Source organism: Acinetobacter sp. YH12063, assembly GCF_013419715.1.
GTDB classification, from domain to species: Bacteria; Pseudomonadota; Gammaproteobacteria; order Pseudomonadales; family Moraxellaceae; genus Acinetobacter; species Acinetobacter amyesii.
This window is the reverse complement of the sequence record NZ_VOZO01000005.1, coordinates 46,937-72,200: the sequence shown is the minus strand read 5'-3', so window position 1 is coordinate 72,200 and position 25,264 is coordinate 46,937. Positions and strand designations below refer to the sequence as shown.

Below are 25,264 nucleotides of genomic sequence, written 5' to 3'. Positions count from 1 at the left end.
AGGTGCGACATGTTGTGACGCTTTTAACTTAATCATCATTATAAGACCATTGCTGGTCAAACTGTTGATCATTTTCTCTTTTAAATTTACCAATATCTCGACGATCTTTTTTACTTGGTCGATGATCTGGCCGAGCTAGATTATGCAACTTTCTTTGGGATGCGAGCAATTCCCGTTTTGCAATACTGACCTCAGTTTCATCATAAAGCAGCTGAGCGGTTGGGGCAGGCCCACGAACATCCGACAGTGCTTTCACCACCACGGTTTTTTTCTCAAGGCCTTGTGCAATGGTTAATTCCATGCCTACACGAACTTCACGAGAGACTTTAACGCGTTCGCCATTATGATGAACTTTACCGCCTTCAATAGCATTTTTGGCAATAGAGCGTGTTTTAAAAAAACGTGCAGCCCACAACCATTTGTCTATACGCATACCAACCGCATCTTCGGATAGATTTGATTTACGCATATTTTTTCTGTTCCTCGGCTTGCTCAGTCGTTTGAGCTTCTAAAATAGGGATTAAATCTGTTAATGCGGACAGCATTGGGTAATTGCAAGTCTCGCGAGGCGCTTTGGCAGATGAAGGTTGCTGAATCGAATAGAGCTGTTCAATCCCAAAAAGTTTTGCACCATTGAGCACTTTTTCTGTGTCATCAATGAAGTAACAGTTTTTTGCATAGAAGGGGTGTTTGCTTGCTAATATTTGCCAAAACTCAATAAACTCTTTGGCATGACCGAGAGTTTCTGAACTGACGATAACATCAAAATAATCACGAAGACCGGTTTCTTCGAGTTTGAATTGTAAGCCTGCAAAGTCGGCATTGGTCGCAAGCCAAATAGGATAGCCATTTTCTTTTAGATAGGTAAGCAGCTTAATGCAGCCTTCGCGTTTAGCCACTTTGGCTTTTTGTTCTATTTGCATTGCCAAAACATCAACGCCAACTTGTGACGTCCAAAAGCGAGATGAGTACCATTTTAGGGTATGATTATGCTGTTGATAAAAACTAAATAGCGTTTGCTTGCTTTGTTCGAGTGAGCATTGATGCTGTTCAGCATAACGAATTGGCAGCAGCTCATTCCAAATGAAATCATCATAAGCAAGATCGAGTAAAGTACCGTCCATATCAAAAATGATCGTCGGCTTTTCTGAGTAATTTGGCATATAAAGGTATTCTATGTTTAAAACAACAACAGCACCGCAAGACCCACTGATTTTGCAGTTGGTTCCCATTGTGACACAAGCTTGCGAAATTTTGCGAGAAGAATATCAGCGTTATTGCTCAGGTGCGGATTTTGATGTGGAACGTAAAAGTGATGATTCACCGGTAACGCAGGCGGACTATCGTGCAAATAGCTATATTACCCAAGCATTATCCAAAGTTTCTAACTTGCCTGTATTGTCAGAAGAAGGTGATAAGTCTGAGCGTATGCAATGGCAAAAATTTTGGCTGCTTGATCCCTTGGATGGTACCAAAGAGTTTTTACATAAAAGACCTGAATTTACCATTAATCTGAGTTTGGTAGATGGGGCCAATACCACTTTTGCCATATTGGCGATCCCGGGGGAATATAGCGTATATATTTGCCCCTTTGCGGGACTGCCGCTGAAATATGATAGCCAGTCCACTGCATGGTATGAATATGTTCAAACCTCTGCAGAGAGTGTCGTACACGTTGGCTTGAGTCAAAGTGCCAAAAATAAGCCGATTTATACGGACTATCTAGACGCTTTAGAAAAACTCACTCCTTTTCAGGCCTACCATGCTGGTAGTGCATATAAGTTTTGTATGATGTTAGAAGATCGAGTGGATATTTATCCGCGTTTTCATCCGACTTGTGAATGGGATACGAGCGCTGGACAATGTTTAATCGAGCGTATTGGTGGTGGTTTGGTTGATTTTAAAGGTCGCGCATTTCTATATAACCAACGCACGACTTTATTAAATGGTGGATTTATTGCATTTAAAAATGCCGAAATGAAAGAATTGGCCTTAAATGCTTTGGCAAACATGCCTGACAAAACTTGAGCTAAATCGGGTTCATGCTATAGTGTCAGCACACTCCGTTAAATCTCCTGCATTTAAGAACTGTCAATTATGGCCCTAGATTTGCTCCCTCCTAGTATGCTGAAAGCAATAGACTTATTGCCGGATGAAAAGACGCCTGTAACATTGTTTACACGTCATTCCATTCGTGAAGTTGTACAAGGACAAGGCTTGGCCGGTTATGACTTGCAACTGACCCATCAAGGACGTGATTTAGCCGAAGCGTGGGGCAGCTATTTGGTTGAAAATACCGATCGTGTTATTCAGCACTGTATTTCGAGTCCAATTCAGCGCTGTGTGGATACGGCGGCATTGATGATTCAAGGTGCAGATAATGTCACGATTGAACCGAATACCCACCATATCGAGATCATTGAACAAGGATTATTGGTCGAGCCGGGAAGTTTTGTGCTCGATATTAAAAAAGCAGGACCATACTTTCAAAAGCAAGGTGCTTTAGGCTTTATCAATAGTTTTGTGAATAATGCTTTGCCGGGTATGAAACAGCCCATTCATGGGGTGGTAGATGTTTTGGAGTTGATTTACAACACTCATCCAACCAATGATTATGGTCTGAGTCTAGCGGTGAGTCATGATACGATTTTGGCTGCAATTCTTGCCATTATTTCAGGTAAAAATATCGTGACACGCGAAGACTGGCCGAAAATGATGGAAGGTTTATTTGTTTGGTTTGAAGGAGATGTATTCCTTGAGTCAAAACTGAAATGGATTTGGCGTGGAGAACTAAATGAATTAAATATTCGTGAATTTCAGCAGGCTGAGCAGCAACTCTAAGTATTTTTGCGCATACAAAATATTTAAAAAAGGCATCCATGTACGGGATGCCTTTTTTATCTGCTTCAATATTTCATTAAATAAAAGATTAAATATTGGCTTTAATTCGTGCAGGATACTGATTTAAATCAATACTTGAACCGTCGTCACTATAAGGCCAGCGGCTAGTATTGACAGGGAGATGTTGTTGGTGGATTCGACTGTATTTGTCTGCGGCAATCAATGTGGCAATGTCATGATCTTTAATGCTATACGCTTGTACGATTTCAACTGGATATTGTGTGCGTTCAAAAAATTCAGCTTCTGTTTCCCCTTGATGCAGTGCAAAAATACGTTCTACAGCTGGTAAGTACACGCCATATGCTAACCATGAGTCTACGCCTTGAGAGGCTTGAATCTCAGCGGTCGATTTCATATTTGAAATGACTTTACCTAAAATGTCTTTTTCACCTTTCGATGTAAAATATTCAATATATTGATTTTCTGCTTCTGCAAATTTTTCTAATGATGGCAAAAATTGGTTAATCGACATTTTTATCCCTCTTTTCATTTGTACAGCAATGGCTGCCTAGGATGAAAATTAAAATACCATAAAAAATATATGGGATTAAACCATTTCTAAAAATTTTTATTTACAAAGTTTCTAAAAATATCCTGACAATTTTTGTCGGGAATATACGATTGTATTTAAAGGACTACACCTTAATTTTAGTTGATAAGTGAAGTACCTGTCACAGCAATCGTGATTCAGCCAATACTAAATATTTAGATTTAATTTGAATTGTTAATAAGTGACAAAACGCGGCAATTGAATGATTAATAAAAAGAAAATAGCATTATATTTGTTGTAACTTATTGATTTATATATTTTATGTAAGTCTCTTAATTGGATTTTTTTGTGGCTAATTGGGGAATAGTAGTGAAAAGTGTGATAGGTTTTTCATATAACAAATTATCAATTTGTATTGTGTCATTAATGTTAGTTGCTTGTGGTGGCGGAGGTGGTGGTGATAGTTCAAGTGGCACTGCATCATCTGCCAGTTATCCAGAACCGACCCAAGATATAGTCGATGAAACAAGCATTGGTTTTTATGACTACGATGCCAATGATGCTGTTCGTGAAATACGTAATGATTTAGTCGGTAGCTTTTCCGCGCAAGTTCAATTTGGTCAAAGTCATGTCGTTGACCCGAATGCGAACGAAGCCAAGAAAATGCCACGGTTAACCAGTGAAAAAGAAGCGCTGCTTATCGTGACGCCAACACTTGATATGCAAAACATCAAGCAACTCAAAGTAGAAATCTATCAAAACAATCGTTTAGTTCGTACCGCGACATTGGATGATCCAACGCACATGCCTATTTCAGACCAGAGTGGGCAAAGAGGTCGTCCAGATGTTTGGTACAGTAAACGCGCGTGGACCACGAAACTCAATTGGGATGAAGTTAAACCCGGTCTAAGATTAAAATTTATTGACGCAAATAAAGTCAGCGGTGAATTGGCTGAGGATAAAATCGATTTTGCTGCACCAGGTGAATTGGTTTTAAATAATATCCGTGTTGGTATGTTGGCAGATAAGCCAAATTCTACCGGCCACTATATGCTACTAGAGCCTGAAAAAGCGGGCACAGATTATTTCCAAACCATTCCTGCAGCAGAAATGACGGTTGCACAATATGATGATATTCAGTTAACACGTGCAATGGTATCTTCAGGTGTTATTTATGACAGTAAAAGTGCCGGAGATGGTGGTGTTTATGCAGGAGACATGCGTGAGGATGTCGGTAAATCAACCTTTAGTGTTGGTATAAACCTTGCTAACTGGGGTATTACCAGTGCATCTATGGCCAACCAAAGTCAGCCACAATTAACCCAAACAGTAGTTGTCCATCATACGAAGGGGAACTATGCCAATGGTGTGCATACTCATGGACTGAGTGGTGGTAATGGCATGCTCACGCTTTATGATTCTGTAGGGAATGAATTTAGCCATGAAATTGGCCATCATTATGGTTTAGGACATTACCCTGGTCAGGTAGGTGACAATCTATTTTGGGCTGCACATCATGCGGACAGTGGATGGGGTTATATTGCCAATCGCAATATGATGCGCGGAAATCTATCATGGACGGCGACATGGAAGTGGGATGGAGCGAATGGTATCCCAAATTTTAAAAATTTGTTTCCGTACGGAAAAGATGCCATGTCCGGCGGGTATCCTGATAGTAATGTATCACGCTACACACACTATACGGGTTACAGCACATTCCTGAAAATTCAACCGCACTTTGACCGTTATGTCTGGGATGAAACATCACCTACCGGTTACAAAAAGTGGAATAAAACCACTCGTGAAATGGAAGTCGCTCAACCGAAGATGCCAAATTCTACGGCTCCGGTTTGGTATAACGCAGATCAAAATTATCCACGACCACGGGTCTTTGGTCAGCCCGTAATTACCATTTTAGGGGGCTATGATCCAGTCAATCAAGTTGGTTTGTTGTATCCTGCTGCACGTTCAAACTGGGGTAATGTGTATGACTTAAATGCTGCCAATACTACCTTAGACCAAGCGGCATGTTGGTTGAATGTGCAATTCACGAATAAAGTCAACAATATTGCTTTAGCACCTGCACGATTAGGCAGTAATGCCAATAAACTGCATGTCAATTTAGCTTTGGCAGATCAACCACAGAAGGTCAATTTATACTGTAAAAAAGCAGGTGAAGAAGCCAAATTATTAGCAAATATTGATATTCCAGTTTACAGCACAGCGATCAAGCCGGCCGTCAAAATTGGACGTCAGCATGGTTTTAGTGCTTTGCGTGCTATCGAACTTCCTCAATTAGAAAGTGCTTTGGAAGCGCAAGCTGCAAATGCTGTTGTTGCTCTTAATCCAACTGAAAAAATGCTGTATGAGTCATATAAAAATGACAAGTCATTGATGAATAGTGTGGCGCGTCAGCAATTAACCCGTTATGAGTCGCAACAAAACACAGCATACCGACTAAATCGTTGGATGAATGTGTATGCACAAGACCTAAACAATCAAGTTCCTGAGGCACAAAGCGCACTCGACGCATTTATGACAAAGCTTTCAGTATCTCAGGAAGGTTTGTTTGATCAGGCGACATTGATCAAAAATGGTAACAACTGTTTGAAATCTGAAACCTTAACTGATGGAACATTAAATTTATACATCAGTGGCCCAAGCGGTTGTACGGCGGATGATACTGAACAGTGGGTATATGATGCCATTGGTCGTATACACAGTAAGTCAAATCCAGATCAATGTATTACAGGCAACGGTGGTTCAGCTAAAGTGACGCTAGAACGTTGCGTGTTAAACCAAACCAACCAAATTTGGACCATGGACCCTGCGACTACAACGATTCGTCAAAGTGGTCAATGTATGGATTTAAATACGGGACGTTTGCAAAATAACCGTGCGGATTTAATTCGATATAGCTGTACCCATGGTGGCAATCAACGTTGGACAAATTTGACAGCAAGCCAAAACTTATTATGGACATATTTATCAGCGACGAATATGAAACTGATTAATAAATAATCTGTAAATAGAAAATAAGGTCCTTATTGGACCTTATTTTTTTGCCTTTAAAAATCGATAGGTACAAAAAAAGCCCTAAAAAGGGCTTTTTTTATCGCAACAAATTAGTTAGCTAAAGCTTTAACTTGTGCATTTAAACGGCTCTTATGACGAGCAGCTTTGTTTTTATGGATGATGCCTTTATCAGCCATACGGTCAATTACAGGAACAGCTTTTTTGTAAGCTTCTGTAGCGACAGCATAATCACCAGCAGCAATAGCAGCTACTGTGCGTTTAAGATAAGTACGAACCATAGAACGTAAGCTTGCGTTGTGTTGACGTGCTTTAACGTTTTGACGAGCACGTTTTTTTGCTTGAGCAGAGTTTGCCACTCGTGCACTCCTTGAAATAGATTGGTCTGGGCGGGCTGAAATTACATCTGAAAACCAACATCAGAAGAACTATCACCAGCCCGTAAACAAGTGCCATATTGTGATTAAACTAAGCGCTTAAGTCAAGTCTTGACATGCTTTGACAACATTTTAGATGCAGAAAAATTTTAAAGAAAACGTTAGATTAGTCTAAAGTTATTGAGATTGTATGAAAAATGACTAAAAGTATAGAGAATGCAATTGTCATTGGGGCAACAGGATTGGTCGGGCGGGAACTGGTTCGTCAGCTCAGTCAAAATGCAAGATGTAAGAATATTACTGCTGTGGTACGTCAGCGTGACCATGAACTGAATGGACTGGCAAAAGTTCAACAAATGGTGATCAGTGACTTTCTTTCTCTGACTCAGGATGATGTGAGAGATTATAGTCATGCCTTTAGTTGTTTAGGTTCGACCATTAAAAAAGCAGGGTCTAAAGATCATTTTTATCATATCGATTTTAGCATCAATGCGCATTTTGCTGAATTATTAGAATATACAGATACACAATTGATCATTGTCAGTGCTATGGGCGCTGACGCCAATTCCGCATTTTTTTATAATCGAGTCAAAGGGGAATTGGAATATTATTTAAAAACCTTAAAGTTAAATCAACTTTCGATATTAAAGCCTTCGCTGTTACTTGGCGAGCGTCATGAATCTCGGCGTTTAGAAGATGCGACACAGAAACTTTATATGCGCTTTTCGCATTTTGTACCTGACCGTTTTAAATTTAAGCCAGTGACAGCACAGCAAGTGGCTCATACTATGGTCGAGGCGGCACAAACTCAGACTGAAAAGTTCGAGATTTATGATAATTTACGCATACTAACAATTAAATGAGGGAAATACCGTGTCTACAGTTCCATTCGTCACCTGTGATTTACTTGATGATCATCCAGATAAAGAATTACAAGTGGTGATCCCGTCGTTGGATGGTAAGTTCTTTCAAAGTTATGGTGCACGAAAAAGTTTTGGCGGTCAGGTGATGACGGTCAAATGTTTTGAAGATAACTCTCGTGTTAAAGAATTATTGGCAACCGATGGTACGGGTAAAGTATTGGTTGTGGATGGTGGTGCGTCGATGCGCTGTGCCTTGATGGGTGATATGATTGCTGAATCTGCAGTTAACAATCATTGGAATGGCGTCATTATTTACGGCTGCGTGCGTGATGTTGATGCGATTGCCGAACTTGATTTAGGTGTGCATGCTTTGGCTGCGATTCCACAAAAAAGTAACCGCAAAGGCGTGGGTGAAACAGATATTCCATTAAGTTTTGGTGGTGTAAACATTCAGTCGGGTGATTTTATTTATGCTGACAATAACGGCATTGTTGTTTCAAAAGAGCAATTGGTTGTTCTATAAGTGTGTTTGAGTTTTTAGTCATGGAATGAGTGGGCATTGCTTACTTATATACGACGATATAAATGTGAAAAAGAAAATACAAACTTCAGCTGAGGACTCTCGGCTGTTGTATAAAAATACGAAATAAAAGAAGAAAGGAAGAATGTATGTTGTTGCATCAATTAAAAGTGGCGCAAGCGTTGCTCTCAGGCGTAGCAGAGGGAGGACGTGGTACAAATGGGACGCCTTATCCCAAACAACCTGAAAAAGCCCTTAAACTGTACGAATTTGAAGGTTCTCCGTATTGCCGTCGTGTGCGTGAAGTTTTGACCACACTTAATTTGGATTATGAGGTTTACCCATGTCCCAAAGGGGCTAAAAAGTACCGTTTAGAGGTACAGAAATTAGGTGGAAAACAGCAATTCCCTTTCTTGGTGGATGACAATACTGGGGATCGTTTGTACGAATCTCAGCAAATAATTCATCATCTATTTAAACATTATGGCAAAACAGGTCAGACTCCTAAGAAATATGCCAATTATCCTAAAATTCCGTATGTTGCCTATGTTGGAACCTTAATTAATGGGGCTCAAGGCGTGTGGGTGCACCGTAAAGTCATTCATCGTGATGCTCCAAGTCAACTCTTAGAACTATGGGGTTTTGAAGCGAGTCCATATACACGTATCGTACGTAGCGCATTGTCTGAAATGGAATTGGCATATATCTTTCATAATGTGGCTAAGGAACGTTGGCAAGATCAGGGATTAGCGGTAATGCGCTTAAGACCTGGTAAATATGTACCCCTGAAAGGTGGCAAGCGTGAACAAGTGTTAAAAATCATGGGGAACAATATTCAAGTGCCATATTTGAAAGATCCTAATACTGGTGTAGAACTTTTTGAATCTGAAAAAATTGTAAAATATCTGAAGAAGCAATATTTGAGCTAATCACACTCAAGTTTAAGCTAAGTGCAGTGTATAGTCAGACTGATGGCTATACACATATTGTAATGTTAAATGGATTTAAAATTAGAAGAAAAATGCATCATAGCTGCATCAATTGAATTAGAATAAATTGTTAAAAAATAAGAAATTTACTTAATTATAGGGATATCCTAAAAGGATTAAACTCATTAATGTAAAAGACATTTCATTTTTTCGGGGGAAGTAAATCATGTCACCACAAGAAGTCATACTACCCGTACCGGTGCTCGTCGTTGAAGATGAGGAAATTATTCAATTACGTTTACGTCAAATTTTGACAGAGCTGGGTTATAAGCGTGAAGAGCTTATCTTCACCAAAAATGTTAAAGAATCTATTCAAGCCGTAGAGACCCAACCGATATCCTTAGCCTTAGTTGACTTAGGTTTGCCTGATGGTAGTGGTATCGAAATTATTGAAAAAATACGTTCCCTCGAAAGTAATACCATGATCTTGGTTGTCTCTGCATGGAGTACACAAGAAAGCTTATTTGCCGCAATTAAAGCAGGTGCAACGGGCTATGTATTAAAAGAACGTGATGATGCTGAAGTACTTTTATCTATTCGGAGTATTTTACGTGGTGGGGCGCCGATTGACCCATTTATTGCACGAGAAATCCTTAAACAAATATCCGAAGCCGAAGCGCCAAGTCCAGAACAAACAGTCGCCGATGAAGCAGACTTGAACCTCTTGACCAGTCGTGAAAAAGAAATTTTATGTTTGGTTGCTCAAGGTTTGAGTAACCGTGAGATTGCTGAACAGCTTTTTGTTTCACGCTATACGGTAGAAAGCCATATTAAACATATTTATCGCAAATTAGCCGTAACGAAACGTACCAAAGCCGTGAGTACAGCAAGATCTATGGGTATTCTATAATGCGTAAAGGAGGATATTTTTTCTTATTTATCCTCTGTTTAGTATGGGGGAGCTTGAGTCATGCAGAGCAAGTTTTCCCTGTAAATGATCAATGTAATGTAACTGTGAATAGCATTTCACGGGTGAAGACACCATCCAATCAAGAATTACCCAGAACGGGATGGAAAACCACGCAATTACCTGACCGTTGGAAAGAAGATAAAGACTGGGAGGGTTATCAAGGTGGTGCTTGGTATAAATTAGACTGGTCTTGGTACTGTAAAAATAATGCGCGTTTGGCAGAACCCATCGCACTATATGTTGATTACATTATTAATACGGGTTCAGTCTTTCTGAATGGCGACTTGCTGTGGACCAATAAAAATCTTCAAGAACCGGTCTCTAAAAGTTGGAATGTTGCACGCTATTGGATTTTACCGATAAGTGGAATCAAGCATGATCATAATGAAACCTTGATCTATGTTTATGGCTACTCGAGTTTAAATGCTGGCTTGGGCCCAGTAGTATTTAACAATGTAATGGCAACGGTAGAGCAAGCCGAAAAAACAACATTTACACGTCGGACCATATTACAGTTAAATATTTTTCTTTCTGGGGTCTTGGGTCTAATTTGCTTTATCATTTGGTTGATGCGTCCTCGTGATACCAGTTTTGGCTGGTTTGCGCTTTCAACAGTGCTGTGGATTTTATTTCTCAGTAATGCCCTGACCACTGAAACCTTTCCATATCCAAATTCGGTTTTTTCCACCAAAGCTAATTTGATATTTGCAATGCTGTACTTTCAATGTTTTAGCATCTATATTTTGCGCTTTCTTGGGCGTAAATTTCCTCGCATTGAGCTGTCATTTACCATGCTGACAGCATCTCTGATTGGTGTAGTGTGTATTTGGCCATTTGAACAAAATGCGGAAATTTCGAGCCTCATTTTCTTATTATATTGCAGCCTCTTTTTTATCACTTACATTTATCTTTGCTGGATTAGTTTTAAAGAAAGAAGAAGGGATTATACTTTATTAGCACTTTGTTTGACTGCGATTATTGTGATGGTCATTGTAGACATCACAGTACTGGCCCTCTTTCCAAAACATGGTTTTACACCGTTATCTCCATTTACCTCACCGATTATTACCTTATTTATCGTGGTGATCTTGGGGGCGAGACTCAATCGGAATATACAGAAAATTGAAAAATATAATGATGATTTGGCATTTGAAGTTCAGAAAGTCAGTGATGAATTATGCAGTAGCTTGAATGATAAACATCAGCTTGAACTGAGTAATGTACGCTTACAGGAACGGATTAAATTATCACATGATCTGCATGATGGTCTGGGCGCATCTATTGTGCGCTCGATGATTTTGGTTGACCAATGTGAAAGTAATATTCCAAACAGACAGTTCTTGTCGATGTTGAAATTACTGCGCGATGATTTAAGGCAAATTATTGATAGTGGATCATCTTTGGACAGCAAAGTGCCAGATTCACCTTTGCTCTGGATCGCACCTGTTCGACATCGCTTTAGTCAGTTAATGGATGAAGTTGAAATGAATGCCAAATGGTGTATTCCTTCGCAGTGGGCGATCAAACCAACGGCAATTCAGTGTCTGACTTTAATACGAGTGATTGAAGAAAGCCTGACCAATATTGTGAAACATAGCCAAGCTAATCATGTCAATGTAACGCTGTCACAGTTCGAGAATGGCGCATTGTTATTAACCATTGAAGATGATGGCGTAGGTTTTGATGTTGAGAGTGTTTCAAATCATGGCATGAGTATCGGCATGCGAAGTATGAAAATGCGTGTAGAACGGATAGGTGGGAATTTCAAAATTCATTCTCAGCAAGGCTGCACGATTATTCATACAGAAATTAATTTAAAATCAGCTGCATAAATATCTCTAGATGAGCATAATTAAATATCAACAGACTCTACTGGTGAAAGCGAAAAATTTTGGGGCTTAGTCGCTGACAAATTAAAATCTTATGCAAAAGATGAAGAAAGTGCTGCGAAGACCACGGCGAAAATGGCAAGTTTTGCAGCAGGTTTGGGTACGGTTCTGTTCTTTGAAGATTTGGATGTGGTCAGTGCTCTACAAGCACAGTTTCCTTCTTATGCAGAAAACTTTCCAATTTGGGCAGAACACTCAACTGCCATTGCCCAATTTGCAACTTGGACTGCGTTGCATACCGAAGGTTTAGGCGCATCACTACAGCATTACAACCCAATTGTGGATGAACAAGTGCATGCTGAATGGGACATTCCTGCGCATTGGAAACTTCGTGCTCAATTGGTTTTTGGTTCAGTGGAAGGTGAAGCGAAAGAAAAAGGTTATATGGATGATGCAGCTCGGTTTAAAATCTTCCAATAATTGCAGCGTATAGCACTCAATTTTGATAAAAAAGGAACGAAAAATAAGTTCCTATTTTTATAGCAGTTTTTATTGAAATAGATAGGGTTGGACAAGATTTTCATCCGTGAAAACCTTGTCCAGATTAGCCCATTGAGGACTGAGCTAAACGGGTGGCTAGAACCAACTTTCTTGCATGTTGAGGCAAGTATCATCAAGTTCTAGCAATAACTTGGCTTGGTGCTCTATTTCAGGTAATTCCCAGCGGATAAAATATTGCGCGGCTTGTAATTTACCGGCTAAGAATTGTTGATCTTCAGCTAAATCTGAATGTTCAAATTTCACAAGAGCTTGATTAGCCATTTCAAGCCATAGCCATGAAATGATGACTTTGCCCATCATGTCTAGATACAAGGCAGAATTACCCAGTGCCTGATCGACACGACCTTGGGCGAGGACTTGTCCCAAACTTTGTGTGGTTTTCTTCACCGTGTTTAAATGCGCTGAAAAAATTGCTGCAAGCGCCTGAGTTTTTGGATGTTGAGCTTGATCAATTGTATTTTGCATACGTTGTAATAACAGCATCAAACCTTTACTGTTGTGCTGCCAAAGCTTACGACCCAACAAATCCAAAGACTGAATGCCAAATGTGCCTTCATGGATCGGATTTAAGCGGTTGTCGCGATAGTATTGTTCAAGCGGATACTCACGGGTATAGCCCGCACCACCTAAAACTTGGATGGCTAAATCATTGGCTTTTGGTCCATAGGCGGAAGGGAATGATTTGACGACAGGGATAATCAAATCTAATAACAACGCGCTGTCTTCATTGTTAGCGGCTTGATGTTCATCAATTAATCGTGCAGCAAATAGGCATAATGCGAGTGCGCCTTCCACATAGGATTTTTGTGCCAAAAGCATCCGTTTAACATCTGTATGTTGAATAATATTGACAGGTTTTGAGGTAGGATTTTTATCTGATACTAAGCGACCTTGTGGACGGTTTTTGGCATATTCGAGTGACTCTAAATAGCCACGGTATCCAATCATGGCTGCACCTAAGCCGACACCGACTCGTGCTTCATTCATCATCTTAAACATATATTTAAGACCAGCACCTGCTTCACCAATCAGATAGCCAGTACATTGATCTTTTTCACCAAAGCTCAGTACTGTCGATGTTGTACCTCGGTAGCCCATTTTATGCAATAAGCCAGCCAGTTGTACGTCATTGGCATCTGCAAGTGAACCATCGCTTAGGGTTTTAAACTTCGGAACAATAAACAGCGATATACCTTTCACGCCCTGAGGTGCATCTTGGATGCGAGCAAGGACCAAATGCACGATATTTTCAGTGATGTCTTGGTCACCCCCTGAAATAAACATCTTTTGGCCTTTGATAAGGTAAGTACCATCGGCTTGTGGTATGGCTTTTGTGGTCAAATCACCCAAAGATGAACCCACATCAGGTTCAGTCATGGCCATCGTTCCAGCAAAGCGACCACTGAACATATGCGGTACAAACCTATCTTTTTGTTCAGTCGTACCGAAAGCTTGAATTACATTTGCAGCCGCAGCGGTTAAAAATGAATAAGCCACTGATGAAGGATTTGCTGACATGAAATAAGCATTTGCAGCCATGTTGATCAAAGTCGGAAGTTGCATACCGCCTGCATCATAATCATGCTGCGCACAAAGCAAGCCGGCATCTGCAAATTGCTTCCATGCCGTTTTGACTTCAGCAATGGTATTAACCTGTTGACCATCAAAGGTTGGTTCATTTTGATCGGCTGTTGCGTTATGGGGTGCAAAAAAGTCTTGAGCAATACCTTGTGCAGTTTCTAGGATGCTTTTGAAGGTTTCAGCATCATGCTCAGCAAAACGTGGGTAATGCGTTAAGTCTTGCGCTTTAAACACGTCAAATAGCAAAAAATTTAAATCTTTGTCATTGATTAACTGCGCCATTGATCAATCTCTAATCGGGTCGAATTTTATGGCTTAAGCCTAGCAGTTGATTTTTAGATATAGAATTGTCAATAATGACACTTAATAAGTCAAAAATGACATTTTGATAATTTGAACTTTAAATGAAGAAAATCATAATTTTAGCATTTGATGGCGCTTTAGCTTCCGCGATTACTGGGGTCATTGATTTATTTGCAATGGCGGGGGTCAGTTGGAACCGGATCCAAAAACAGAATGTGCAGAGGCTATTTCAGGTTAAAATTGCCTCACAACATGGTCAAGCTGTGCAATGTATTAATGGCATCAAGCTTTATGCAGATTTAGCATTTTCTGAAATAACAGATGCAGATATCATCATTGTTCCAACGATAGGCGCGGCGATTTTAGATGTTTTAGCGCAAAATTCAGCACTAATCGAGTTATTAAAAACTCGTCAATTACAAAGCGGACTGATCGCAGGAAATTGTACGGGTAATTTTTTTCTGGCAGAAGCAGGGCTTTTAGATGGTAAGCAGGCAACGACGCATTGGGGCTTTCAGCAAATGTTTCGTGAACGCTATCCTTTGGTAAGACTGAATGCAGATCAGCTCATTAGCCATGACCAAAATATTTACTGTGCAGGCGGGGGCTTAGCATGGTTTGATTTGGGACTGCACCTAATCGAACGTTTTTATGGTTTTGAAACGGCAATCCACACGGCAAAATCATTTGTATTGGATTATCGTCGTGATAGTCAGTTGTCCTATTCATTATTGAAAATATCTAAACCGCATCAGGATGGTTTAGTGCAAAAAGTTCAAGATTGGTTGGAACAGCATTATCATGAAAATATAGTCTTAGATGAACTTGCGGCGCAGTTTAATGTGACAACGAGGACATTGATTCGACATTTTAAAACGGCTTTGGATATTCCTCCCAATCAATACTTACAATCAATACGGATAGAAGCTGCACGAAAGCGTTTAGAAGAAACGGGACACGCATTAGATCTGATTATGCGAGAGGTCGGCTATAGTGACCCAAGCTCATTTCGACGGTTATTTCAAAAAAAAACGGGGCTGAGCCCCTTAGAATATCGTCGACGTTTCAGCCGACGATTTGATGTTTAGCTATAGTTTAAGCAGTTCGAACAGTATAACGACCATGTAAAATATAGTAGGCACCAATACATGCAAAGGCAGCAAATGCGCTATACAAATACAATTGTGAGTAGCCAATATGGTCGAGCAATTTACCGATAAAGTATGGTCCAAAGCCTAAGCCGGCATCCAAAAAGATAAAGAAAGTCGAAGTGGCAAAGCCCATACGTTCAAGCGGCGCACTTTTTACCGCAACTGTTTGGCAGACCGACTGAATATTGCCATAACCGAGTCCAAGTAGGCCTGCACAAAGTAAAAGCATCCATGAACTCTGAGTGATGCTGAGTAATACCAATGCCACGCCCATAATCACAAAAGCAGGGTAGATCACTACATTTTCACCTTTACGGTCCATCAACGGGCCAGTAAATGGGCGAGAAATTAAAATCGCAATGGCATACATTAAAAAGAAAAATGATGCTGTTTCAACTAAATCGATTTCTTTGGCGTAGAAGTTAATGAAAGATAAAACACCTGAATAGCAGATTGAAGCGAAAAGCATGATGAATGATATAGGTAATGCTTTAGGCTCTACAAATTGAGCAATCCAACTTGTTTTTTTGACGGCTTCAACAGTATCGAGGGGTTTATTGATTTTGGGTAAATCGGGCACTTGAATCAACAAGGCAACCAATAGGCAGCTCAATGCGATAATCGTAGAAACGATAAAAATCGCATGATAACCAATATGTAACATCATCCAAATGGCAAGAAATGGCCCAATAGCCGTACCTAACGTACTACTCATGCTGTAGTAGCCAATGCCTTCACCGCGACGTGTCGCTGGTAAGATTTGGGCAATTAAGGTACCCAGCACTGTTGATGCAATACCCATCATAAAGCCATGCATAAAGCGTATGAATAGCAATATGCCTACACCAAACTGAATGAAGTAAAAACCAGAAAAGACTAAAAAGCCAATTAAACCAACGATCAGTGTTGTTTTACGACCAAAACGTTCTAGGAACTTACTCACCAATAAACGCCCGACCAATGTGCCGACAATGAACAAGCCTGAAACTAAACCTGCTTGGGCTGTAGTCGCACCCAATTCAGCCACCGCATAGCCCACGATCACCACAACCAAGAGATAAAAGATTAAAACCAATTGGAAGTTAATGGCGCTGACTAAAATAAAATTTCGAGTCCAAAGTGGTGCTTTATCTTGCATGATCATCACCTACAGTGCTTTGTTCAAGTTCTTGCATGAGACGGTGTAAAATTTGAATGGAATGTTGGATATCTTGGCTAGCTAATGGCGCGATCAGGCGCTGCTCAAAGGCATCAATGTCTTTTGCACATTGCTGAAATAACTCACGTCCAGTCTCGCTGAGCATCATTTTCTTTTGACGTTTATCGTTAGTTTGTACATGACTCAAAATATCCATCTGCGCAAGAATTTTGACACGCTTAGTGATGGATGGCTTGGATACGTTTAAATATTCAGCCATTTCAATAGATGTACAAGCGGTTTTTTCACGGATGACAAACATGACTTGCCAAAGCGAATAGTTCAATTGATAGGGCAATAAAATCGTGTTGATTTCATCACTCATCAAACGCGCACAGCGTAGAAGTGAAGAGCGGAAACCTAATGTGGAATTCATGATAGTTAACTAGGGTAACTAAATTATCGCAACTTTATGCCTTATTTATTTTGAATTCAAGTGAACAACTCAAAGCATAAAAAACAGGTATAAAAAAACCTGTGCGCACACAGGTTTTTTTGCATAACATTTCATTTAAAGCTTATCGTTCAATGTATATCATTGAATTGATACCTTAAACAATACGTGTTTATTCTACAGAAGCTTCTGCAGCTGCAATTGCAGCATCTTCCGCTGAACTGTCTGCATTTTCTGAAATTTCTACACTTTCACCATCTGCATAAGCAAGTTCTTCACCTTCTGATTCAGCTTGCTCTAAATAAGCCGCAATTTGTTCATCCGTTAATTCAGGTTCACTATCAGACATCATCGCTTGTTCTTGTAATTGCGCTTGTTCTAAATTGTTCATCATACTTTGCATATTGAACATCAATGGGATCATGACCAATAAATAAACAATCATCAGGATTAGATACAATGACCCAATAACTTTCTCTGTTTGTTCCGTTGGACGTTTTATGCCATATTTATTTTCACCTTCAGTGCCTTTTGAAGCCATCACATAAATGCTAAAGATGGTTCCGACCAGTGGGATGAGAAAAATTAAACAGAGCCAACCGCTTTTATTTAGATCATGTAAACGACGAATCGTAATGCAGATCATTGCGACAAACATTGCAACAATAGAAACGACAATCAGAGCGATCGCACTGAGTCCTAAGAATGAATTAAAAAGTGCATCAATACTACGTTCTGCTGAATTGAAAAATGCAAAAAGACCCAGCGCGACGCTGATGCCCAATAGGCAGGTATAAATCATACTAATGATAAATAACCACGCTAAATAAGACATGCGGCCAAAACGTCCCTCAGGAGACAGGGGATGATCGGCTTTTTGAATTTGAGGCTGAATATTTTGATCTTGTTGAAACGGATTCAATTCGCTTGAAGTAAGTTCAGTCATTATTATTCCAATTTTAATTATCTAATTTATTTTCTATGCCCAAAAGGGCAGCATTATTGTATAGCGAAGTAAAAAAAGGTCAAATATTAGACATGGCTAAGTCGTCAAATATTCCTTAGCCATGCTGTAATGTGGTCTGTTATTTATGTAATTTACGATACTCTTTAGGGCGCATTGGACGACTGGCTTTCCACAAACCTTTCTTTTGTTTACGTGCTTTGCTTTGTAAATTCATCATATAGTGCAAATGCTTTTGGTCACGGATGTATTCTTCGTAAACCCACGCAGCACCACGTTTTACCATTTCTTCATTCATGCATTTACGATAGCGATAAATAACCCCAACGCAGCGGCCATAACGGTCTACATCAGTGATTTTTACGCGAACAAATTTCTTGTAAACCATGGATTTGATCAGTCGAGCGGACTCTTTACCGTAGGCTTGTGTCGATTCTGGCGCATCCACATAAGCAAAGCGAAGTTTGGTTTTAGAACGTCTTAGATTCATCCGATAGCAGGTGAGGGTGTCGCCATCACTAATATCAGATACACGACAGAGGTAAGATTTTCCTTTCTTAAAAGGTTGGAAAAAATCCTTTAAGAAAATGGTGACTTTATAAAGAACATAGACTGTGATCAGGCACAGTACTGCACCTAAAGCCATGAGCCAATTCGCGGAGAGATTTGAAAGCATACACAATGATATGAACGAGGTCATATCGCATAAAAACAGGAGTTTAGATTTTATAAGAACTCATGATATATGGCTGTCGAACAAACCGACGGTCAGTTAAAAATACCTTAAATAATCAGCATTTGATCTATAAATATACAGCAAGTTTCATCACGCAAAACTCTATCTAAATACATGCAAATAGCCTAAGTAAAGTGGTGTCCTATTGAAAATAGCCTAAGCAAATATTTTAGAAATTTCGCTTCGCAAAAAAACATGCCGTGAATTTAATTCCAAATCATTATGCCAATACATCCCTAATTTAATTTTCGGCAAGTCTACAGGTACATCAAAAATATTCAGTTCGGGAGCAACCTGTAAATGCGTCAAAATATTTTGCGGAATCGTCAATATCGCCTTGGGTTGCTGTGCCAAAATTTGTAGCGCAGTAGAGTAATGCTGACAGCGTAAAAAAATCTCTCTAGAGTGTTTTTTACGATTTAAATAAATATCTTCAACTAATACACCTGCACGTCGGGAAGAAACCCCAATGTGAGGAGCAGAAAGATAAATAGATTCATCCATCTTGGAATGTTGACTACAAACCACGAATTGGTCTTCAACTAAAGTTTGAAAATTTATTTTTTCACCAAAGTTTTGCTCAAGATCAATCGCAAAATCGATTTGCTGTGCAGCAAGGTCAGCCACAATGGTTTTGCGGTCTAATTTAATACTGGAAAATTGGATCTGAAACTGTTGCTGTTGAAAGTGTTCAACTAACTTAGGAAAAATAATCGGTTCAATTTCATCATGTACGGCAATTTTTAAGCTCTGTACCATTGAAGGAGTAAATTGTTGTTTTTGGATAGAAATACTTTGAATCGCAATAAGCGCATTTTTAATTACGGGATAAATCTGTTCAGCAAATGGAGTCGGGAGCATTTTTGCCCCAGCACGTACAAATAAGTCATCTTGTAAATGTTGTCTTAAACGTTGAAGTGCATGACTCGCTGCAGACTGAGTAATACACAAAATTTGTGCTGCTTTTGAAATGCTTTTTTGTTCATAAACTGCGATATACAGTGGATATAAATTGATATCCATACGGTGGAAAACACCCATATCAATGACGGTGTTTTTATGAATACTATTCATGTTCATCTATTGAATTAAATCATTTTGTTCATATTAGATTTCAGGTTATGGTGTTGTAAAGCGTAAAGAACATAATATTTAAAGGATGTTGTCATGTTTGAACTTTCAGCACGTGCACAAGATTATATTGAAAGAACAAAAAAATTTATTAAAGATGAAATTGAGCCTGTAGAAACTGAGTTTTGGGCAGAAGTTCATGAGTTGAACCAAGGTGGTGATTGGACCAAATGGCAATGGCCAGCACAGTTAGAGGTTTTAAAGGATAAAGCCAAAGCTGCAGGCTTATGGAATATGTTCTTACCTTGTCCTGAACTTGGGCAAGGCTTATCTGTACAAGAATATGCACACATCGCAGAACTTTCAGGCCGTAGTTTACTTGCACCCACGGTATTCAATTGCAATGCACCAGACAGCGGCAATATGGAAGTGATTTGGCGCTATGGCACGGAACAACAAAAGCAGCAGTGGTTAACACCATTACTAGACGGCAAAATCCGTTCGGTGTTTTGTATGACAGAACCTGCTGTTGCTTCAAGTGATGCCACCAATATGGAAGCTACAGCTGTCGTTGAAGGCGACGAAATTGTGTTGAATGGACGTAAATGGTGGTCTTCAGGTTTAGGTGATCCAAATGCCAAAATTATTATTTTTATGGCACATACACCAGATGAAAGTAAAGATCGTCACCATCAGCATTCAATGGTTTTAGTACCAGTTGAAACTGCTGGAGTGAAAATCGAACGTATGCTTCCAGTCTTTGGTGATTATGATGCACCACATGGACATGGAGAAATTAGCTTCACAAATGTCCGTGTTCCTGTTGCAAACTTTATTGGCGGCGCTGGTCAAGGTTTTGAAATTGCACAAGGTCGTTTAGGCCCAGGCCGTATTCATCATTGTATGCGTTGTATTGGTGCTGCTGAAAAATCGCTAGAACTGATGATTGACCGCGGTATGAGCCGTACTGCTTTTGGTAAAGAAATTTTAAAACTCGGTGGCAATTTAGAACGCGTAGCAGAAGCACGTGTTGCGATTGATCAGGCACGTTTACTGACCCTTTATGCAGCATATAAAATGGATACTCTAGGGAATATGGCTGCATTAACCGAGATTTCTGCAATTAAAGTAGTTGCGCCGAGTGTCTTAGAAAAAGTTGTCGATATGGCGATTCAAATTCACGGTGGTGCTGGAGTTTCTCGAGATACACCGCTCACAGGTTTCTTTGCGCAAGCACGTTCACTGCGTCTAGCTGATGGCCCTGATGAAGTGCATAAAGGTATGATTGCTAAATTAGAATTGGCAAAGCGCGGTTATACCAGCCGCCGTAAAAAATAAACAAGTTGTAGTCACATATTTGGCATGGCAACCCCGAGTTGTCCATGCTATAAAACTATAGAAAATTATATTTTTATCATCATGATAGATTCAAGTTTAGGAAGAAAAGCATGTCAGTGATCGATGTAGGCGGTTCAGTTCGTGAGGGTGAAGAACTGGATGTCCGTGCTGTAGGCAATTGGTTGATTGAACATGGCGTTGAAATAGAAGGGCCTGTAGAAGTCACTCAATATTCAGGTGGTGCATCAAATTGGACTTATCGCTTAAAATACGACAATGCTGATTTAATCTTACGTCGTCCACCGAAAGGCACCAAAGCCAAGTCTGCACATGATATGGCACGTGAATATAATGTACAGAAGGCATTATCTGAATTTTATCCTGTGCTCCCTGAAATGGTGGCACTTTGTCAGGACGAATCAGTGATTGGCTGTGATTTCTACGTAATGAAGCGCGTAGAAGGCATCATTCCACGTGCAAACTTACCCAAAGAAATTAATTTTGATGAAACTCAAGTTCGAGCGTTATGTACCAACGTCATCAACAAATTAATTGAACTGCATCAAGTGCCATATGAAGGCACAGCTTTAGAAAAAATAGGCAAGGGCGACGGCTACTGTCGTCGTCAAGTGGAAGGTTGGGACGCACGCTATGAAAAAGCCAAAACCTTAAATGTTCCTTCTTTTAAATATGTCCGTAATTGGCTCAAAGACAATATTCCTGCTGACTCTAAAACCTGTGTAATTCATAACGATTGGCGTTTTGACAACGTCATTTTAGATCCAAATGATCCTACCCAAGTGATTGGCGTATTGGATTGGGAAATGGCAACGCTTGGCGATCCACTGATGGACTTAGGTTCAGCTTTAGCGTATTGGGTTGAAAGTGGCGATAACGCAATTTTTAAAGCGACTCGACGCCAGCCGACTAACTTGAAAGGTATGTTTAGTCGTAAAGAAGTCGTTGAATATTACTTAGAAAAAACTGGTCTACAAACAGACAACTGGACATTTTATGAAGTGTTCGGCATTTTCCGTTTAGCCGTGATCGCACAGCAAATTTATTACCGCTTTTACCACAAACAAACCAATAATCCGGCATTCAAAGATTTTTGGATTGTGATCCATGCTTTACATATTCGTGCCTTAAAACTTATCGGTTTGCAAAAACTTGAAGCCAATGATGTGGCACAAAAATATATTGAAAAAATGAAGGATATTTTAGGGAAATGACCACGATATATTTAATTCGGCACGGTCAGGCTTCTTTTGGTGCAGAAAGCTATGACAAGCTTTCTCCCAATGGTGAGCTACAGGCTAAGGTGCTGGGACAGTATTTCGACCGTATTTTAAAAGAAAGTCCTTATGTGGTTGCGGGCTCCATGCAACGTCATCAACAAACAGCCAATCTTGCATTGGCTGAATGCTTTCCAGAAGCACAAGTTGATACAGATAACGCATGGAATGAATTTAATCATCAGCAAGTTTTTGCTCAGTATGAACCTCGATTTAACCAGCCGCATTTATTAAAAGAAGATGTATCTAAGCATGAAAACCCGCGTGCTTATTTATCCAAAATTTTTGAAGGTGCCATTGAACGTTGGACAGGCGGAGAATTTCATCATGAATATGATGAATCTTGGCCACATTTTAAAAGTCGAGTCGAAACAGCGCTAGAAAAGTTATGCAATCAACTGGCTGAAACCAAACCACGCTATGCTGTTGTGTTTAGTTCAGGTGGAGTGATCTCGGTTGCCGTAGGTAAAATTTTAGGACTCAGTCCTGAAAAAACATTTGCACTTAATTGGGCCATTGCCAATACCAGTATGACAACACTACGTTTGGTTGGAAATGAACCGCAATTACTCAGTTTAAATGAACATCATTTTATAAAAGCAGTTGATCCAAATTTATTGACTTGGATCTAAGATAAACAAAGGAATTATCATGGCTAAAACAATTTTAATTACAGGTGCAAGCTCAGGGATTGGTGCAGGAATGGCACGCGAGTTTGCACAAAAAGGCTACAACTTAGCCATTTGTGCACGTCGTTTAGAGCGTCTAGAAACGCTAAAAAATGAACTGGAAAGCCAATATGGCATCAAAGTGATTGCGAAAACCCTCGATGTCACAAATTACGATCAAGTGTTTGAAGTGTTCCGTGCCTTTAAAGCAGATTTTGGCAGTATTGACCGTGTTATTGTCAACGCAGGTGTTGGTGAAGGCCGTCGTATTGGTAAAGGTAATTTTGAAATTAACCGCGCCACAGTTGAAACTAACTTTATCTCTGCTTTGGCGCAATGCGAAGCTGCGGTTGAAATTTTCCGTAGCCAAAATGCAGGGCATTTGGTGGTGATTTCGTCGATGAGTGCTATGCGTGGTATGCCTAAACATTTAACGGCTTATGGTGCAAGTAAAGCAGGTGTTGCTGCTCTAGCTGAAGGTATTCGTGCAGAGCTGATTGATACCCCAATTAAAGTGACGACTATTTTCCCTGGTTATATTCGTACGGAGATCAATGAAGGTGCGAAAAAACTGCCATTTGAAGTCGATGAAAAAACTGGTTCACATCTTTTAGCAAAAGCCATTGAGAAAGCACCAGTTAAAGCTTATGTACCACAATGGCCTTGGTTGCCTTTAGGTCTTGCGATGAAAGTATTGCCATTGAAGATCGTGAATAAATTGGGTTAAACCTTTATGCAATAATAAAGCTCCAATTTTGGGGCTTTATTATTCTCAAATGATATTCGTCATCCTCTGTAGGTTAAAAAGGAATACATAAAACCTGTGATGAAAAGACATAAAAAGCAGCCGATTTTGCAAAGAAAAATTGGAGTAAATACTCAGATTATTTATAAATAAGATATTGAAAATAAATAAAATGTTGAATATTTGAACAGACGATGATTTGTTCTCAAAATAGCGATTTCCTTTTTTTTATTTTGCTTTAATGTACAACTGTTCATTAATTTTTAGGTTTGTACTATGTCTATGTCTTCCGATATGACAGATCAACAGCGAATTAACAAAGTCAGAACTGTCGTAACGAAAGCTGGTGAAGACTTACGTCAGCAGTATCCCATTTTAAAACATCAAAACTTTATAGGCGCAGCCATCCTTATTTTTGCGCTACTGGGAATGTTGGGTTCAGCTTGGGCGTTTGCCGTTGGCATTTTACCGGCATGGGCTTGTGTGATTTTGGTGGCGATGTTTGCGTCACTGACACATGAATTAGAACATGACTTGATTCATTATATGTATTTTAAAAAGACGCCATGGGCTCACCATCTCATGTTAGCCTTGGTTTGGTTAGCACGTCCGAATACTATTAGTCCTTGGGCACGTCGTCGTTTGCACCTCAACCACCATAAGTATTCAGGTTCAGAATACGACTTGGAAGAACGGGGCATCAGTAATGGCATGCCGTGGGGATTACGTCGAATATTGGTCATTAGCGATCAATTGATGACGGTGTATTTGCGCCCATTTCAAATGTTTAAAATGATAGGACAATTCATTGAAAAACAACCTGAAAAAGAACGTAAAACGGCATTGTTCTCTCAATTGACTGGATTTTTTCCTTTAAGTTTTGTTTATTACGGCATTTGGTATGTATTTGTCATTTATCATGTGGTGAATGGTATTGCTCCAATGTTAGGACAAAGTATTAGTTGGTCAGTCAATTTAGTGAAATTAATTCCAACGATTAATTTTCTAGCTGTAGTTTGGATTATTCCGAACTTTATACGCTCTTTCTGCTTACAATTTATCAGCTCAAATATGCATTATTATGGTGATATTGACCCACGCGATGTCATTAAACAAACTCAGGTGTTAAATCCTTGGTGGTTGTTCCCAATGCAATTATTTTGCTTTAACTTCGGTTCGACCCATGCCATTCACCATTTTGTGGTCAAAGAGCCGTTTTATATTCGTCACTTAACTGCAAAAACTGCACACCAAGTCATGCGTGAGGTTGGTGTACGTTTCAATGATTTTGGAACCTTTAAACGCATTAACCGTTGGAATTAAACCAGTACCATCTTCAAAAAAAGC

24 protein-coding genes and 1 pseudogene are annotated in these 25,264 nt (G+C 39.7%); 15 read left to right on the top strand and 10 right to left on the bottom strand.

Annotation, left to right across the window (positions count from 1 at the left end; translation table 11 throughout):
• Window positions 1–28: 28 nt before the first annotated feature.
• Both FTU12_RS06570 and FTU12_RS06565 read right to left on the bottom strand, forming a co-directional pair.
• Window positions 29–469 carry an RNA-binding S4 domain-containing protein gene (locus tag FTU12_RS06570; protein ID WP_180007773.1) on the bottom strand — a complete coding sequence of 147 codons (441 nt, stop codon included), beginning with the start codon at window positions 467–469 and terminating at the stop codon, window positions 29–31.
• Complete coding sequence (locus FTU12_RS06565; RefSeq protein ID WP_180007774.1) at window positions 462–1,163, bottom strand: HAD-IA family hydrolase; 702 nt, start codon at window positions 1,161–1,163, stop codon at window positions 462–464. The genes FTU12_RS06570 and FTU12_RS06565 overlap by 8 nt, the downstream gene beginning before the upstream one ends.
• A gap of 13 nt (window positions 1,164–1,176) precedes the next feature.
• On the opposite strand from FTU12_RS06565, the gene FTU12_RS06560 reads away from it, so the two are divergent.
• Both FTU12_RS06560 and FTU12_RS06555 read left to right on the top strand, forming a co-directional pair.
• Window positions 1,177–2,028 (top strand): 3'(2'),5'-bisphosphate nucleotidase CysQ, encoded by an 852-nt coding sequence (locus FTU12_RS06560; RefSeq protein WP_180021720.1) that lies wholly within the window; start codon window positions 1,177–1,179, stop codon window positions 2,026–2,028.
• A 69-nt stretch (window positions 2,029–2,097) separates the two neighbouring features.
• A complete protein-coding gene (locus FTU12_RS06555; RefSeq protein ID WP_078188709.1) occupies window positions 2,098–2,841 on the top strand; it encodes a histidine phosphatase family protein in 744 nt (247 codons plus the stop codon).
• Between the two features lie 88 nt (window positions 2,842–2,929).
• Here the strand turns inward: FTU12_RS06555 and FTU12_RS06550 are convergent, their stop codons facing one another.
• The gene (locus FTU12_RS06550; protein ID WP_180066534.1) at window positions 2,930–3,373 is read right to left on the bottom strand and encodes a hypothetical protein; all 444 of its coding nucleotides are present in this window, start codon (window positions 3,371–3,373) and stop codon (window positions 2,930–2,932) included.
• A gap of 444 nt (window positions 3,374–3,817) precedes the next feature.
• On the opposite strand from FTU12_RS06550, the gene FTU12_RS06545 reads away from it, so the two are divergent.
• Complete coding sequence (locus FTU12_RS06545) at window positions 3,818–6,412, top strand: M66 family metalloprotease (RefSeq protein ID WP_180114008.1); 2,595 nt, start codon at window positions 3,818–3,820, stop codon at window positions 6,410–6,412.
• Between the two features lie 104 nt (window positions 6,413–6,516).
• Here the strand turns inward: FTU12_RS06545 and rpsT are convergent, their stop codons facing one another.
• Window positions 6,517–6,783, bottom strand: a complete 267-nt coding sequence (gene rpsT, locus FTU12_RS06540) for a 30S ribosomal protein S20 (RefSeq protein ID WP_078188707.1) — start codon at window positions 6,781–6,783, stop codon at window positions 6,517–6,519.
• 215 nt (window positions 6,784–6,998) lie between these two features.
• On the opposite strand from rpsT, the gene FTU12_RS06535 reads away from it, so the two are divergent.
• The 6 genes and pseudogenes from FTU12_RS06535 to FTU12_RS06510 form a co-directional block, all read left to right on the top strand.
• A complete protein-coding gene (locus FTU12_RS06535; RefSeq protein ID WP_180114007.1) occupies window positions 6,999–7,664 on the top strand; it encodes an NAD(P)H-binding protein in 666 nt (221 codons plus the stop codon).
• Window positions 7,665–7,674: 10 nt separating this feature from the next.
• Window positions 7,675–8,187 carry a ribonuclease E activity regulator RraA gene (gene rraA / locus FTU12_RS06530; protein ID WP_168377554.1) on the top strand — a complete coding sequence of 171 codons (513 nt, stop codon included), beginning with the start codon at window positions 7,675–7,677 and terminating at the stop codon, window positions 8,185–8,187.
• Window positions 8,188–8,333: 146 nt separating this feature from the next.
• The gene (locus FTU12_RS06525) at window positions 8,334–9,113 is read left to right on the top strand and encodes a glutathione S-transferase N-terminal domain-containing protein (protein ID WP_180114006.1); all 780 of its coding nucleotides are present in this window, start codon (window positions 8,334–8,336) and stop codon (window positions 9,111–9,113) included.
• A gap of 226 nt (window positions 9,114–9,339) precedes the next feature.
• Window positions 9,340–10,023 carry a response regulator transcription factor gene (locus FTU12_RS06520; protein WP_078188703.1) on the top strand — a complete coding sequence of 228 codons (684 nt, stop codon included), beginning with the start codon at window positions 9,340–9,342 and terminating at the stop codon, window positions 10,021–10,023.
• 53 nt (window positions 10,024–10,076) lie between these two features.
• Complete coding sequence (locus FTU12_RS06515; RefSeq protein ID WP_257227293.1) at window positions 10,077–11,915, top strand: ATP-binding protein; 1,839 nt, start codon at window positions 10,077–10,079, stop codon at window positions 11,913–11,915.
• 42 nt (window positions 11,916–11,957) lie between these two features.
• Window positions 11,958–12,392, top strand: a pseudogene (locus FTU12_RS06510) (nitroreductase family protein); the annotation flags it as partial.
• A gap of 156 nt (window positions 12,393–12,548) precedes the next feature.
• On the opposite strand, the gene FTU12_RS06505 reads toward FTU12_RS06510, so the two are convergent.
• Window positions 12,549–14,336 carry an acyl-CoA dehydrogenase gene (locus tag FTU12_RS06505; protein ID WP_180114004.1) on the bottom strand — a complete coding sequence of 596 codons (1,788 nt, stop codon included), beginning with the start codon at window positions 14,334–14,336 and terminating at the stop codon, window positions 12,549–12,551.
• A 122-nt stretch (window positions 14,337–14,458) separates the two neighbouring features.
• On the opposite strand from FTU12_RS06505, the gene FTU12_RS06500 reads away from it, so the two are divergent.
• On the top strand, window positions 14,459–15,445 hold the full coding sequence (locus tag FTU12_RS06500) for a GlxA family transcriptional regulator (RefSeq protein WP_180114003.1): 987 nt from the start codon (window positions 14,459–14,461) through the stop codon (window positions 15,443–15,445).
• Between the two features lie 7 nt (window positions 15,446–15,452).
• On the opposite strand, the gene FTU12_RS06495 is transcribed toward FTU12_RS06500, so the two are convergent.
• From FTU12_RS06495 to FTU12_RS06475, 5 genes are all read right to left on the bottom strand, one after another.
• Window positions 15,453–16,652, bottom strand: a complete 1,200-nt coding sequence (locus tag FTU12_RS06495; RefSeq protein ID WP_180114002.1) for an MFS transporter — start codon at window positions 16,650–16,652, stop codon at window positions 15,453–15,455.
• On the bottom strand, window positions 16,636–17,082 hold the full coding sequence (locus tag FTU12_RS06490; protein WP_180114001.1) for a MarR family winged helix-turn-helix transcriptional regulator: 447 nt from the start codon (window positions 17,080–17,082) through the stop codon (window positions 16,636–16,638). Before FTU12_RS06490 ends, FTU12_RS06495 begins: the two co-directional genes overlap by 17 nt.
• A 190-nt stretch (window positions 17,083–17,272) precedes the next feature.
• Window positions 17,273–18,046 (bottom strand): DUF805 domain-containing protein, encoded by a 774-nt coding sequence (locus FTU12_RS06485; protein ID WP_180059602.1) that lies wholly within the window; start codon window positions 18,044–18,046, stop codon window positions 17,273–17,275.
• A 139-nt stretch (window positions 18,047–18,185) separates the two neighbouring features.
• Window positions 18,186–18,740, bottom strand: coding sequence for a thermonuclease family protein (locus FTU12_RS06480; protein WP_078193824.1), 555 nt, complete (start codon window positions 18,738–18,740; stop codon window positions 18,186–18,188).
• A 216-nt stretch (window positions 18,741–18,956) separates the two neighbouring features.
• Entirely contained in the window at window positions 18,957–19,874 is a 918-nt protein-coding gene (locus tag FTU12_RS06475; protein WP_168377547.1) for a LysR family transcriptional regulator, read from the bottom strand.
• 93 nt (window positions 19,875–19,967) lie between these two features.
• On the opposite strand from FTU12_RS06475, the gene FTU12_RS06470 reads away from it, so the two are divergent.
• From FTU12_RS06470 to FTU12_RS06450, 5 genes are all read left to right on the top strand, one after another.
• Window positions 19,968–21,209: an acyl-CoA dehydrogenase family protein gene (locus FTU12_RS06470; RefSeq protein WP_180114000.1), complete on the top strand. Its 1,242-nt coding sequence runs from the start codon at window positions 19,968–19,970 to the stop codon at window positions 21,207–21,209.
• Between the two features lie 110 nt (window positions 21,210–21,319).
• The gene (locus tag FTU12_RS06465; RefSeq protein ID WP_180113999.1) at window positions 21,320–22,441 is read left to right on the top strand and encodes a phosphotransferase family protein; all 1,122 of its coding nucleotides are present in this window, start codon (window positions 21,320–21,322) and stop codon (window positions 22,439–22,441) included.
• Complete coding sequence (locus FTU12_RS06460) at window positions 22,438–23,136, top strand: histidine phosphatase family protein (RefSeq protein WP_180003718.1); 699 nt, start codon at window positions 22,438–22,440, stop codon at window positions 23,134–23,136. The genes FTU12_RS06465 and FTU12_RS06460 overlap by 4 nt, the downstream gene beginning before the upstream one ends.
• A gap of 19 nt (window positions 23,137–23,155) precedes the next feature.
• Window positions 23,156–23,899 (top strand): SDR family oxidoreductase, encoded by a 744-nt coding sequence (locus tag FTU12_RS06455; RefSeq protein ID WP_078193819.1) that lies wholly within the window; start codon window positions 23,156–23,158, stop codon window positions 23,897–23,899.
• 294 nt (window positions 23,900–24,193) lie between these two features.
• Window positions 24,194–25,240, top strand: coding sequence for a fatty acid desaturase (locus tag FTU12_RS06450; protein WP_180113998.1), 1,047 nt, complete (start codon window positions 24,194–24,196; stop codon window positions 25,238–25,240).
• Window positions 25,241–25,264: the final 24 nt, after the last annotated feature.